The sequence below is a fragment of the Citrobacter sp. BIDMC107 genome (genome assembly GCF_001037575.1).
Lineage (GTDB): Bacteria > Pseudomonadota > Gammaproteobacteria > Enterobacterales > Enterobacteriaceae > Citrobacter > Citrobacter freundii.
Genome location: NZ_KQ089848.1, coordinates 215,178 through 227,997 on the forward strand (window position 1 = coordinate 215,178; position 12,820 = coordinate 227,997).

The window sequence follows — 12,820 nt, forward strand, 5'->3', positions numbered from 1 at the left end:
GTTGCTACAATAGCAATGCGTTAAATCATTCTAAATTCCATGCTCAACGCGTATCATTCATCTTCTTCGTATAATGTCTTTCGTCAGAGCCCGGATACCATGCCCTCTTCCATTCTCCTGTTCGCCGCGGGCAGTTTACGCCCAGCATTTACCCCGCTGATAAGCCAGTTCACGCGCATGAGTGGAATAGACGTCAAGATTGAATATGGTCCGGCCGGTTTACTGCGCGAGCGTATTGAAACGGGTGAACCGTGTGCGCTCTTTGCCTCCGCCAACCGGGAACATCCGCAAAACCTGCTGGTACGTAATAAAGCCGTCTCAACGCACACCTTTTGCTGGAACAAACTGAGCCTTGTCAGCAACCGAATCGGAACTTGGCTGGATTTACTCCGCGACCCAACGCTGCGACCAGGGACATCAACGCCCGGCTGCGACCCTTCCGGAGACTATACCTGGGCATTTTTCGACAATATGGATGTACTGGAACCAGGACTCGGGCGGCAACTTCGGGCGCGCGCTATCCCACTGGTTGGTGGCCGTGATACGGTAAAAATCCCGCAAGGAGAACTGGCGAGCGCCTGGATCCTGCGCCAGGGGCTGGCCGATCTGTTTATCGGTTACGCGCATTACGCACACGCGCTGCACGCGATGACCGACGTACATTACGTGGCTATTCCGGACGAGCACAATATTTGCTGCGAATACCAACTGGCGGTGCTTGATGCATCCAAAGAAGTCATGGCGCTGGTTGAATTCATACTTTCCCGCAGCGGTCAGGCGTTCCTTACCGCCGCAGGATTCTTACCGCTTAACGCCGAATAGAAAACAACGGTGCGATAAACGGCGTAGGGTGATTCTCCACGCTAAGTTTTCGCAGCGGTAAGCCATAGGCCAGAAACAGATTCTCTTCGGTCACAATGCTGTCCGTTGGCCCTGCCCGCCATTTACCTTCAGGGAGTAGCAGCAAAGTATGGGAAGCAACCTGCAACGCATGAAGCGGATCGTGGGTCGAAAAGAGAATGCTGCATCCCTGTTGATGGGCCAAATCGCTGATGAGCTGGAGCACCACCTGCTGATTGGCGAGATCCAGCGCGGAACACGGTTCATCAAGTAACAACGTTTGACACTCAGTCACCAGAGCCCGGGCAATCATCACTAACTGTTGCTGCCCGCCAGAAAGTGAGCCAAATGAGCTGGAGGCAAGATGCGCAATACTCAACTGCTCTAATGCCTGCATTGCTCTTTGTTGATCCTGCTGGCTGGGTTGCGCAAAAAGCTTCACGTGCTGTGCTCGCCCCATCAGCACCACATCGCTGACCGTATAAGGAAACGGTAGATGGCTATGCTGTGCCACAATTCCTATCCCACCGTTATTTTCAATACTCCCGCCTAAAGCAGGCAGCGTGCCGGTTAGCGTATCAAGCAGCGTACTTTTACCCAGACCGTTACGTCCAAGCACGGCCCAGATATCACCTTTCTGGCAACAGAACGTTAGCGGCTCAAATAGCGGCGCGCGATACCCATAAGAAAGCTGATTTACGCGCAGTGCGGCAGGTATCATGATTTCTCCCGACGGCTGGTACGAATGAGCAAGAAAGCAAACAACGGCGCACCGAACAATGCGGTGATGATCCCCAGCGGTATCTCCGCGTGCATCAGGGTGCGGGCAATATCATCCACGACAATCATAAAACCGCCCCCCAACCAGAAGGCACACGGCAGTAGACGACGATGATCAACGCCCACCAGCAAACGCGCCAGATGCGGAATAACCAACCCAACCCAGGCAATACTGCCGCTGACCGCCACCTGAGCGGCGACCAAAAATGCGCAGCACACCAAAACGCTGCGTCGCAGAGGAACCACCGCCACCCCCAGTGCTCTGGCATCTTTGTCATTGAGCGATAACAGGTTTATCCGCCAGCGTAGCTGGAACAAAACCGTCGCGGCGATACCGACTGGAACCGCCAATAGCAGTACTTTATGCCAGTTGGCCGTCGCGAAGCTCCCCAGCAGCCAGAACACAATATTAGGTAACGTCTCTTCGGTATCAGCCTGATATTGGATCAGGCTCACCAGCGCGGCAAAAAAGCCGCTCAAAATGATACCTGACAGGATCAACACCAGCGTATTCTCCAGCCCCTGTAACGCAACAATGGCATACACCAGGATCAATGCCGTCAGACCGAAGAAAAACGTTGACCCCATCATCAGCAAGGGCGAAAGACCGAGCAGGATGGCCAGCGTTCCTCCAAAGGCCGCCCCCGACGTCACACCGATAATATGCGGGTCGACCAGCGGATTATGAAATACTCCTTGCAACGTCGCCCCGCATAACCCCAGCGCGCCCCCCGCCAGCAGCGCCATCAGAATACGCGGTAATCTGACCGTCCAGATCACCTGGCTGGCTATTCCCTCAGCGTCGCTATAGTGCGTCAGGTGGTAAAACACCTCGCTTAACGACAGCGGATATTGTCCGAGGCATAGCGAACTGACGCCCAGCAACAGGACCACAACGATTAAGAGCGGTTGCTGGGGCAAAAAACGGTTACTTAGCTGCATCAGACTGCCAGTTCACACGATAAAAACGCTGATAGTAATCTTGCGCCTGCGCATCAACGTCCACATCTTTATAGGCATCCGGATACAGTTTTTTGGCCATCCACAGTTCACCGATCGCCAACGCCTCCGGCATCGGATAGCCCCAGGCTTTGGCGTATTCAGGCATCAACCAGACACGATGATTTTTCACCGCATCAATCCCCTGCCAGTTCGGATCGTTTTGGATCTGAGTTACCACCTGCGGATAGCGATCCTGGACAAAAATCACCTGCGGGTTCCACGCTAATACCTGTTCCAGCGCAACCTGACGGGCCCCTTTCACACTGGCAGCCGCCACGTTCAATCCCCCCGCGTGCTGCATCATCAGTCCGGTGTACTTACCGGAGCCGTAAGTCATCAGGTCGGGGTTAGCCATATAAATACGGACTTTTTGCGCATCCGGGATGTTTGCAACCGGCGCATTGAATTTTGCTCGTGCCGCAAAAACGTAGTCGATTAACGTTTCAGCCTGCGGTTTGCGCCCCACGACATCCGCAATCAGGCGAATACCCTGCTTTAACCCTTCGTTGTAGACCTGCTCTTCATCGGCCATAGTCGGGTTCATTTTATTCTGTTGCCCGTCGGCATCTTTGCGCAATGAGATAGCCACGACCGGAATACCGGCGTTCTGAATCTGCTGGATCATCTCCGCGGGCGCATAGTTGGCGACAAACACCACCTGTGGATGAATTGCCAGCAGGCTTTCGATGTTCACGCTGGTGAGATCACCCGGCGTCGGCAATGTAGTAATCGTCGGCATAAAGCGCGCAAATTCAGGCCCGAGCTGTTTTTTCCAGCTCGACATCACGCCAACAATGTCCTGCTGCGCATTGAGCTGGACCAGAATATTCAACGTCTGGTGTTGCAGCACGACCACTTTGTCCACATGGTCAGGAATCGTGACCTGACGACCAAGCTGATCGGTGATCGTACGGTCGGCCTGCGCAGAAAACGCAAACAACATGCTGGCGCATACCAGCACAAAAGAGCGGAAAGTTAACATGGGATACCATCTGAATAGAGGAGTAAAAACGATATGCATTAAATTATATAACGTAATGACTGGCAACCCATTCGCGATAAATACCGCGCTACACACGAGGAAGATCAATTTATGCCGGCAATAATAAAGCCGACGGTGATGACAACCGTCGGCTTTATGTCTTTTCTGCGGTATACGGGACTATTTCGTCGCCGCTTTGATGATCTGAAGCGCTTTGGCGAACTGATCCTGCGGAATCGTCAGCGGGTAAAGGAAACGAATAACGTTGCCATACTGACCGCAGGTCAGCAGCAGCAGTCCTTGCTCAAGGGCTTTCTTCTGCACGCGTTGTGCGGCGGAAGCGTTGGGTTCCCCTGTCGCTGGATCACAGAATTCAGCAGCAATCATAGAACCTAAACCACGCACTTCGGCCAGTTCAGGACACCCTGCTTGCGCATCTGTCAGAGCGGCGCGCAGCTGTTCGCCGAGGGCCGCCGCACGCTGGCACAGCTGTTCATCATGAATAATGTCCAGTACTGCATGGGCCGCCGCGATCGACAGCGGGTTCCCGGCGTAAGTTCCACCCAGACCACCCGGCGCAGGTGCATCCATGATTTCGGCTTTGCCCACGACGCCAGATAGCGGCATACCGCCCGCGAGGCTTTTCGCCATGGTCATCAGGTCCGCTTTATCGGCGTAATGATCCATCGCAAACAGCTGGCCCGTACGGGCAAACCCGCTTTGTACTTCATCGGCGATCATCACGATGCCATGCTCGTCGCAAATACGGCGGATGGCAGCCACAAATTCCGGCGGTGCCACCACGAAGCCCCCTTCGCCCTGGACGGGTTCGAAGATAATCGCCGCAACCTGGGTTGGATCGATATCGGCTTTAAACAGACGCTCAATCGCTTTTAGGGAATCCGCCGTGGAAATACCCTGCAATTCAGAAGGATACGGAGCATGGTAAACAGAGCCAGGGAACGGACCGAAACCTTTTTTATAAGGTGCCACCTTGCCAGTTAACGCCATCGTCATGTAAGTACGACCATGAAAACCACCGCCAAATGCGATAACGCCAGGACGCCCGGTATGTGCGCGCGCAATTTTCACCGCGTTTTCTACCGCTTCAGCCCCGGTGGTGAAGAATGTGGTTTTACGCTTGCCATCGATTGGCGCGACGGCGTTGATTTTCTCAGCCAAAGACACATAGCTTTCGTACGGGACAATCTGATAAGCCGTATGGGTAAAAGCCTGAAGTTGCGCTTCGACTGCCTGCACCAGGCGAGGATGGCGGTGTCCGGTGTTCAGCACAGCAATCCCGGCGGCAAAATCAATGTACTGATTGCCTTCGATATCGGTAATCGTGCTGTTTTCTGCCGACTGGGCATAAAAATCACACATCACACCCACGCCACGCGGGGTGGCATCCAGACGACGTTGTTGCAGGTTTTTATTGTTCATTCTCTACACCTTGTCCATTAATACATTTCGGTTGAATTACCCTTTAAATTTAGACGCCGTCTGGTACTTTAATCGAGAGCCAAATCGTTTTATTTTAAGGATCCAAATGCGTTCACTTGCCGGAGATGTGATCAAGCATGCATTTAGTCAGCAGACTGACGAAAAACTACATCGCCGCCTGTATGCCGCCATTTGTAGTTGCATCCTCGAAGGTAGCCTGAAACCGGCTACCCGAATGCCTCCGTCGCGTGACCTGGCAGGAGAGCTGATGCTATCGCGCAATACCGTCCTGCGGGTTTACGAGCAGTTGCAGGCCGAAGGTTATATTTCTGCGCGTACCAGTAGCGGCACATTTGTCACTGACAGCGTGCTGGACAATCTCAACCTGCGTCCCAATAAAGAACCTGTTGCTGCGGCTCTGGAGGATCACACCCGCTTATCTGCCCGCTGCCTTGAGCTGTTAGGTAATGCCAGCGCCAGTCCCCGTCAGTGGGGCGCGTTTATTCCAGGCGTACCTGATGTAGAGCATTTCCCACACCGGGTGCTCAAAAAAATTCAGGACAGGCTGGCAAGACGATTGCGCCCGGAGTTTCTCACTTACGATGCCGCAGGCGGTGTGAATGAGCTGAAAGAAGCGCTGGCGGACTATCTGCGCACCGCTCGCGGCGTGCGGTGTTCGCCGGAGCAAATTCTGATTACCGAAGGTATTCACCAGGCGCTGGATCTGGTGACCCGAACGTTATGCAACCCGGGCGATCACGCCTGGATTGAGGAGCCGGGCTACTGGGGAATCAAAAATATTCTGCGTATCAATGCGGTAAATTTTTCGGCTATTCCTGTTGATGAACAAGGTATGGTCCCGCCGGATGCAGGCGAAACACCGCCAAAACTGATTTTTGTGACACCGTCACATCAATACCCTCTCGGTTCGGTGATGAGCCTCAGTCGCCGCCGGCAACTTATCTTTCGCGCACGTGAAACGCGAAGTTGGATAGTGGAAGATGATTACGACAGTGAGTTCCGCTTTTCCGGCCAGCCGATCCCCTCTTTGCAGGGGCTGGAAGAAGAGACACCGGTCATCTACATCGGGACATTCAGTAAAACACTCTATCCCGCACTGCGACTCGGGTATGTCGTGCTACCTAAATCGTTAGCCGCTCCGCTGAAAAAGGTTCATAACGACCTCTATCGTGGTGGACATCTGTTGATTCAGGCCGCGCTGGCGGAGTTTATTCGCGAGGGTTATTACGCAGCGCACATTCGGAAAATGCGCCAACTATACAGTCGTCGTCGCCAGATGCTGGTAGAGCTTATCAGCCGCCAGCTTGGTGAACATTATCTTGGTTCCTTCAGCAGCAACGCCGGGCTGCATATGATCTTACAGTTACCCGCAGGGAGCGATGACGCGGTCATTGCCCAACAAGCGAATGCGCAAGGGTTGTTGGTGCGCCCGTTATCACGCTATTACGTGAATGAAGAGAAACGCAGCGGCCTGTTGCTGGGGTTTGCAAGTATTGAAGAGCATGAAATGTCGGCGGCGTTTACCCGACTCGCGGATATTATCAGGGTAAACACCGTGTAAGCACTGCCGGATGGTGGTGCAAGCACCTTATCCGGCATACTGTTTAATGTGATGCTTTTTTAATCCCAGCCAGATCTTCATGGCTTACTTCGCCATTCCCTTCACCCCAGGTCTTACGCACGTAATTAATCACGTCGCGCATTTCGTTGTCACTTAACATGCCTCCGTAAGCGGGCATCTTGAAGGAGACGCTGCCACGCGTTGTCGGTGTTTCTGCGCCGTGGGCAATCACTCTGAACAGCGGCGTCGGGTCATCAACCATGACCAGCGGATTGTTGACCAAAGAAGGTGCGTTATCATCCGTACCTTTCCCTTCCAGACCGTGACAAGTTGAACAGTAACGGTTATAGGTCACTTTTCCCGCCTCAGGTGAATTCGACCAGGATGCTGTAGTCGCAGCAGCACGCACCGTTTCAGGCTTCGCGCTTTTCAGACTCAGCAGATATTGGGCGATCGCCGTGGCATCTTCGTCGGTCAGATACTGTGTGCTCTGCGTGACGACTTCAGCCATCGAACCTGAAACCGCAGCATGCTTGCTCTTACCGGTCAGCAACAGCGATTTTAACGCCTGCTCAGACATTCCGCTGCCCCGCAGCGAAGGTGCATACCAGCCGTCAATCATCGCTCCGCTCAGGTACTCGGCATCTGCATGAGTATAGGCTTTTTCATTCATCGCCATGCCTCTCGGTGTATGGCAAGAACCGCAGTGCCCGGGACCTTCCACCAGATAAGCGCCCCGTTTTATCAGAGCTGTGTTGTCATCTGGTTTCGCGCTATCTACTGTCGTCGCTGGCGCGTCGGTAAACAGCCAGTTCCAGATATGCAGTGGCCAGCGGGCGGAGAGTAGCCACGGAATGGCATTCTCTTTATTGGGTTGCGCAGACGGTGTGACATCATGCATAAAATAGCGATACAGCGCCTGAACATCCTCGTCAGAAAGTTTTGCATAAGAGGGATAAGGCATGGCCGGATAGAGCGGATGACCGTCTTTGGCAATTCCCTGGCGTACCGCCTTTTCAAAATCCTCGTATGAGTAATTACCAATACCCTGTGCCTTGTCCGGGGTAATGTTGGTCGAATAAATATCCCCCACCGGAGTAGGAAACTTTTTGCCCCCCGCCATCGCTGCACCACCTTCAGCGGTATGACAGGCGACGCAGTCTGAAATTCGCGCGATGTATTCACCGTTAGATTCAGCAGCGCTTACCGAAGCGGTAAATAAACAGGCGGCGAGAATGGTTACGTTACGCATAGATCACCCCATATCCTTGAGTTCATTAACCGCACGCCATGCCTGATCGATTGCTGTGTGGGCATAAGCACTCCAGTCAGAATCGGAGTTAGCGATGGCAATGCGACCGACTGGCTGACGCGCCCGCTCGATAATTTCTGGCATTTTATCCATATCATCGAACAGTGAATTGGCGTAGTACGCATAGCCATGCGCCCAGCGGTTAACGGTAATGGCGGAGATATCGCGTTGATTATCAAAGCCTGTTGAGCCAAACATCTCCTGCAACTGGGAGCGAATCATCTCCTCATGCGCCGCAAAAGTGGTCCCCAGCAAATAGGCTCGTCCCAGGCGGAACTGCTCTCTGGCCGATAGGTTACTGCCCGGGTAGGTCGGCACATAGACCATGTGAATGACCATCGGATCGTCCGGGGAGGCCGGATGCTGATACCCACCAATACTGACCGGATAGTCGAGCTTAACCCGGCTGTAAGGTGCCGCTGGAGAATAAAATTCATGTACGCCAAGCTGTTTGAACGCCTGCCAGTTTTTTACCACCACGTTGGTGTACACCAGCGGAGCCTTGACGTTCAGTTTGAGATCCGCCTGCTGCTGTTCCGGCATCTCAGGCACCAGATACGGGATCATCATGTTATAGCCTGCCATGATGGTGTTCTTACCGCGCACACGGTGCATTTTACCGTCACGCAGATAGGTCACCACAACGCCATCCTGCACGTTAGCCGCATTAATCACTGTGCTGTTCAGGCGCAGGCGCGTGGTGTTTTCTGGTAGATCCAGCTTTTCATAATGTAATCTGGCGAGAACAGAGTCTTCCATCGTGTTACCCGGTAGCGCATCCGGCAGCATATACCTGACTAACAGTCGGGCCAGACCGGCGTTACCGTCCGGGAAATGGTAAACATACGGCTCTTCGAGGTCGGCCAGCGACTCTCCGTCCAACGGCGGTAACCCCATCCCTTCCATGCCGGGTAAGGCGCACGCCCTGGCATCGCTGCAGGAGATGCCTTCAATGCCGATGGCAAAGAAGTCATTGGAACGCTGCTGAAAATAGAGCAGCGCCATTTTGCTCAAACCCACTTTTGTTGCTAAAAATTCACTGTAGCTGTGGGTATCCAGCCATTCCATTTTCTCATCAACCGTCATCCCCGGAAGGTAATCGCCAGGGCGCACATGCAGGTCGATCAGCGCTTTTCTGTCGTTCTCACCTAGCGGAAAATCATTGATAAAGTCTTCAATTTTACGGCCATTGAGCCTGTCCGGCGGAATATCATCAGATACCGCGCGGCCCGGATCGCCGCTGACGATTTTTGTTACGCCAAAATTCTTCTTGTCGAAAAAAACCCCGCGACTGAGCTGCCAGTCGGGGTAGAAGTTTACGTCAAAACTCTCTTTTAACCGCGTGACGCTGACGCCCACGGTTTCCATCAGTTTTTGTACTTCAGGGCTGAAATTATGCGCGGGTGACTGGAATGCTTCGCTGCCGCCATAACCGAGTAATTTCTTGCCCGAGCTGGTAAATTCATTACGTTTGGCGTGTCCGCCAAAATCGTCATGGTTATCGAGGATCAGGACCCGGCTATTTTGCCCGGCAACTTGACGCCAAAAACAACCGGCAGCTAACCCGCTAATCCCGCCCCCAACAATCACTAGATCGTATTCTTCCTCAACGGGCAGAGCGTTTAAATCAAAATGCTTCTGCTCGCGGCCTAGCGCATGCGCCATTTCAAATGATCCAGGATGATTACCCCGCAGCCCTGTCAGCGCAGGAGGATAATAATTTCCATCTATAAATGCGTTTCCCTTTCCTGTCGCCCTGACCCACTCCAGCGGGGTAAGTCCCGCCGCAATAGTCACCGCGACGCCGTTGAGAAAATCACGTCTGGTAATTGCCATTAACTTTTTTCCTTATTGCTACACACTGCCTTTAATACGACACAAATAAGAGAAATACCCCCTTCTTATTTATAAAGGGGTACAACCGACTACTTCACTGGCTTTAACTCTTCATCCAGTTTTTTAGAATCATAATAATCACCCTGCCAGGTGATTTTTCCTGCTTTAACATGAATATAGCTTACGCCTTCAAATTTGATCGGATTATTTGTCGGCGGACTCCCTGCCCATTCACCACTATTTTTGCCTGAAAATTCCCAACGAAAGGCCACGGTGTCTTCGTCGTAGACGGGTTTGCCAACCATTTTCCAGTTCAGATCTGGCACCGCCTTAATAAAAGCGCCGATAACCTCTTTTTCCGCTTTTTCTCTGCCGTTTATCGGTTCGCCCGCGGCGGCATCATAATAAACAGCATCATCCGCAAGATATTGAGCGGCTCTTGAAGCATCATGCGCATTCCACGCCGCCATATATTCTTTTACGGTATTCAGCGATGTACTTTCTGCAAGGCTATAGCCCGAGAGCATCACTAATGAAAGCACCGCAATTTTTACTGTTTTCATCGTAATCCTCTCTATTCAGAAATGTCACACATGATATGTTTCACCCGAGTATATTCTTCGAGTGAATAGGATGAGAGATCTTTGCCATAACCCGATTTTTTGAACCCGCCGTGCGGCATTTCGGCACACAGAGGAATGTGATTGTTAATCCACACCGTGCCAAAATCGAGGTCAATGCTGAAGCGCTGCGCGCGACCATGGTTACGGGTCCAGACGCTGGCGGCAAGACCATACTCCACATCATTCGCTTTGTGTAGTGCCTCTTCGTCAGTAGAAAACGACTGAATGGTCATTACCGGACCAAATACTTCATGCTGAATAGCTTCATCATTTTGATGCAATCCGGAGACAATCGTCGGCTCAAAATAGAAGCCCGGACCTGGCCCGGCGCGCCCACCGGTTTCAATTTTTGCATGTGCCGGTAAACGCTCAATAAAACCTTTCACCTGCTCCAGTTGATTCCGGCTATTCAATGCGCCGTACAGCGCATTCTGATCTTCTGGCGGCCCAAATTTGATACTTTTTGTTTTCTGGATCAGTTTTTCCAGAAACTCAGCATAGATGGATTGCTCTACCAGGATCCGCGTAGCCGCTGTGCAATCCTGCCCGGCATTGAAAAAGCCTGCCGTAGTGATTGTCGCAATCGCCTTGTCCATATCCGCATCGGCGAACACGACTGCAGGCGCTTTCCCGCCCAATTCCAGATGTGCTTTAGTCAGATTCGCCGCTGCTGATGCCGCAACCTGCAAGCCCGCGCGGACCGAACCGGTAATCGAAACCAGTGAAGCCTTCGGATTTGAAACCACCAGCGAACCAGTGCTGGCTTTGCCCAACACGACGTTAAACGCCCCTCTCGGGAACAATGGTGCTGCCAGTTCAGCCAACAGCAGCGTACTCACTGGTGTGGTGTCGCTTGGCTTTAACACGACCGTGTTGCCTGCCGCCAGCGCTGGTGCAATCTTCCACACCGCCATCATGAACGGGTAGTTCCACGGCGTAACTTGCCCAACGATACCCAACGGTTCACGACGGATGGTCGATGTAAACCCGGCGGAATATTCTCCGGCCGCCTTCCCTTCAAGACAGCGCGCCGCGCCGGCAAAAAAGCGGATGGCATCGCAGGATGCCGCAATCTCCTCTTTCTCAATAAAATGGCGAAGCTGACCGGTTTCCTGACTCTGCGCGGTTATCAGTCGCTCAACGTTGCGTTCAATCTCATCAGCCAGCAGCAATAACGCCTTTTGCCGCTGTGCTGGCGTCGATTTTCTCCAGATTCTAAACGCCGCCTCCGCTGCTGAGTAGGCTTGCTCTACCTCCACCTCGTTAGCGTTGGGAGAAATTGCGTATGTTTCACCGTCAACCGGACTCACCAGTTCGAAGCTATCTTCGCTGCTGCCTGCTACATAGTGCCCATTAATAAAATGCTTCAGGGTTTTCATGCTTGTCTCCTGCCAATTAATACATAAAGAATCTTATGTATTATATATATTGTAAATTTTTTTCAAATGCGCAACATTGACACTATGATAAGCCTCGCATTTTTAACTTAATTTTCACATTTGCAAGGTAAGGCTTTTCATTGCCAGTTGACGCGTTATGCTCAGCTCATCATGAGGTTATCGGGACACACATCCGCTTGTGCAGTGACGTTGCGCCCAGGCATGTAAAATAACTCGGCCATTCTTACCTTCCTTGCCCGACGGGCATGTGTTAAAAATGGTCGTTGTTTCAGGGAATTGAGTACAGAAAAGATTATGATTACTCACGCGGTCATATTTGCGCCTATCGGGCAGGTCAGTCGTTCAGACCAGATAGTCCAGCGCCTTTCAAATGCCATTATCACAGGGTTGCTGGAGCCAAAAGAACAGCTTCCCAACGAAACTGATTTGGCAAAAATGATGGGTGTCTCACATATCACTATCAGAGAAGCGCTAAACACGCTTCGGGCTAATAATCTTATCCATACGGTTCGTGGTCGTAATGGCGGGAGCTTCGTTTGCGAAAATATCGATGGCAAAAATAGCGCCCTGCACCCGTTCAAAGCGATCAGTACGGATTATCTGTCTGATCTGGGTGAAATGCATTGTGCCATTATTAGCCATAGCGCGAGGCTGGCTTCCCGACGGATGACCGGTGCGGATATCGCCAAATTTCGCGAGTTTGTCGAGGTACTCAGAAAGGCAAACTCACCTGAGCTGATGACCCAGGCCGATATGCGTTGTCTGCTGGCGATTGCCGCCAGTTCGCATTCAGCGCGACTGGCCAATCAGGAGCTGCAAGTTCAGGCTGAATGGGCATCACTTGTGGCGATACTTTATCGCACAGACAGTATTCATGCGGAAATTATCGCGCTTTATTCAGCGCTGGCCGATGCACTGGCTGCTCACAACGAGGCAGAGTCAGTACAGTTTGCTACACGGATCATCGACACGTTTACCTACTACCTTATTGAAAAAAAGCTGAAATATAACTCGAACTGA

General features: G+C 52.3%; 11 protein-coding genes. 3 read left to right on the plus strand and 8 right to left on the minus strand.

Annotation, left to right across the window (positions count from 1 at the left end; translation table 11 throughout):
- The first annotated feature begins 99 nt into the window (after positions 1–99).
- Positions 100–822 (plus strand): substrate-binding domain-containing protein, encoded by a 723-nt coding sequence (locus SK39_RS01045; RefSeq protein ID WP_044712324.1) that lies wholly within the window; start codon positions 100–102, stop codon positions 820–822.
- On the opposite strand, the gene SK39_RS01050 is transcribed toward SK39_RS01045, so the two are convergent.
- The 4 genes from SK39_RS01050 to puuE form a co-directional block, all read right to left on the minus strand.
- Positions 809–1,561 carry an ABC transporter ATP-binding protein gene (locus SK39_RS01050; protein WP_003836510.1) on the minus strand — a complete coding sequence of 251 codons (753 nt, stop codon included), beginning with the start codon at positions 1,559–1,561 and terminating at the stop codon, positions 809–811. The two genes, SK39_RS01045 and SK39_RS01050, sit on opposite strands and share 14 nt — an antisense overlap.
- Positions 1,558–2,562: a FecCD family ABC transporter permease gene (locus tag SK39_RS01055; protein WP_048216510.1), complete on the minus strand. Its 1,005-nt coding sequence runs from the start codon at positions 2,560–2,562 to the stop codon at positions 1,558–1,560. Before SK39_RS01055 ends, SK39_RS01050 begins: the two co-directional genes overlap by 4 nt.
- Positions 2,549–3,604 carry an ABC transporter substrate-binding protein gene (locus SK39_RS01060; protein ID WP_003029285.1) on the minus strand — a complete coding sequence of 352 codons (1,056 nt, stop codon included), beginning with the start codon at positions 3,602–3,604 and terminating at the stop codon, positions 2,549–2,551. The genes SK39_RS01055 and SK39_RS01060 overlap by 14 nt, the downstream gene beginning before the upstream one ends.
- A 180-nt stretch (positions 3,605–3,784) precedes the next feature.
- Positions 3,785–5,047: a 4-aminobutyrate transaminase gene (gene puuE, locus SK39_RS01065; RefSeq protein WP_032935874.1), complete on the minus strand. Its 1,263-nt coding sequence runs from the start codon at positions 5,045–5,047 to the stop codon at positions 3,785–3,787.
- A 106-nt stretch (positions 5,048–5,153) separates the two neighbouring features.
- On the opposite strand from puuE, the gene pdxR reads away from it, so the two are divergent.
- A complete protein-coding gene (gene pdxR / locus SK39_RS01070; protein ID WP_003843510.1) occupies positions 5,154–6,629 on the plus strand; it encodes a MocR-like pyridoxine biosynthesis transcription factor PdxR in 1,476 nt (491 codons plus the stop codon).
- A 43-nt stretch (positions 6,630–6,672) separates the two neighbouring features.
- Here pdxR and SK39_RS01075 read toward each other — a convergent pair whose 3' ends face one another.
- The 4 genes from SK39_RS01075 to SK39_RS01090 form a co-directional block, all read right to left on the minus strand.
- A complete protein-coding gene (locus SK39_RS01075; RefSeq protein ID WP_016150165.1) occupies positions 6,673–7,881 on the minus strand; it encodes a c-type cytochrome in 1,209 nt (402 codons plus the stop codon).
- Positions 7,882–7,884: 3 nt separating this feature from the next.
- Positions 7,885–9,777, minus strand: coding sequence for an NAD(P)-binding protein (locus SK39_RS01080; protein WP_003843507.1), 1,893 nt, complete (start codon positions 9,775–9,777; stop codon positions 7,885–7,887).
- An 89-nt stretch (positions 9,778–9,866) separates the two neighbouring features.
- The gene (locus SK39_RS01085) at positions 9,867–10,340 is read right to left on the minus strand and encodes an ester cyclase (RefSeq protein WP_053069592.1); all 474 of its coding nucleotides are present in this window, start codon (positions 10,338–10,340) and stop codon (positions 9,867–9,869) included.
- A gap of 11 nt (positions 10,341–10,351) precedes the next feature.
- Positions 10,352–11,779, minus strand: coding sequence for a gamma-aminobutyraldehyde dehydrogenase (locus SK39_RS01090; protein WP_048216511.1), 1,428 nt, complete (start codon positions 11,777–11,779; stop codon positions 10,352–10,354).
- A 315-nt stretch (positions 11,780–12,094) separates the two neighbouring features.
- Between SK39_RS01090 and SK39_RS01095 the strand changes: the two genes are divergently transcribed.
- Entirely contained in the window at positions 12,095–12,820 is a 726-nt protein-coding gene (locus tag SK39_RS01095) for a FadR/GntR family transcriptional regulator (protein WP_003029304.1), read from the plus strand.

Bases quoted from the DNA above. Each gene is read 5' to 3' on its own strand.
- SK39_RS01045 (WP_044712324.1), top strand. From the start codon at position 100: ATGCCCTCTTCCATTCTCCTGTTCGCCGCGGGCAGTTTACGCCCAGCA.
- SK39_RS01050 (WP_003836510.1), bottom strand. From the start codon at position 1,561: ATGATACCTGCCGCACTGCGCGTAAATCAGCTTTCTTATGGGTATCGC.
- SK39_RS01055 (WP_048216510.1), bottom strand. From the start codon at position 2,562: ATGCAGCTAAGTAACCGTTTTTTGCCCCAGCAACCGCTCTTAATCGTT.
- SK39_RS01060 (WP_003029285.1), bottom strand. From the start codon at position 3,604: ATGTTAACTTTCCGCTCTTTTGTGCTGGTATGCGCCAGCATGTTGTTT.
- puuE (WP_032935874.1), bottom strand. From the start codon at position 5,047: ATGAACAATAAAAACCTGCAACAACGTCGTCTGGATGCCACCCCGCGT.
- pdxR (WP_003843510.1), top strand. From the start codon at position 5,154: ATGCGTTCACTTGCCGGAGATGTGATCAAGCATGCATTTAGTCAGCAG.
- SK39_RS01075 (WP_016150165.1), bottom strand. From the start codon at position 7,881: ATGCGTAACGTAACCATTCTCGCCGCCTGTTTATTTACCGCTTCGGTA.
- SK39_RS01080 (WP_003843507.1), bottom strand. From the start codon at position 9,777: ATGGCAATTACCAGACGTGATTTTCTCAACGGCGTCGCGGTGACTATT.
- SK39_RS01085 (WP_053069592.1), bottom strand. From the start codon at position 10,340: ATGAAAACAGTAAAAATTGCGGTGCTTTCATTAGTGATGCTCTCGGGC.
- SK39_RS01090 (WP_048216511.1), bottom strand. From the start codon at position 11,779: ATGAAAACCCTGAAGCATTTTATTAATGGGCACTATGTAGCAGGCAGC.
- SK39_RS01095 (WP_003029304.1), top strand. From the start codon at position 12,095: ATGATTACTCACGCGGTCATATTTGCGCCTATCGGGCAGGTCAGTCGT.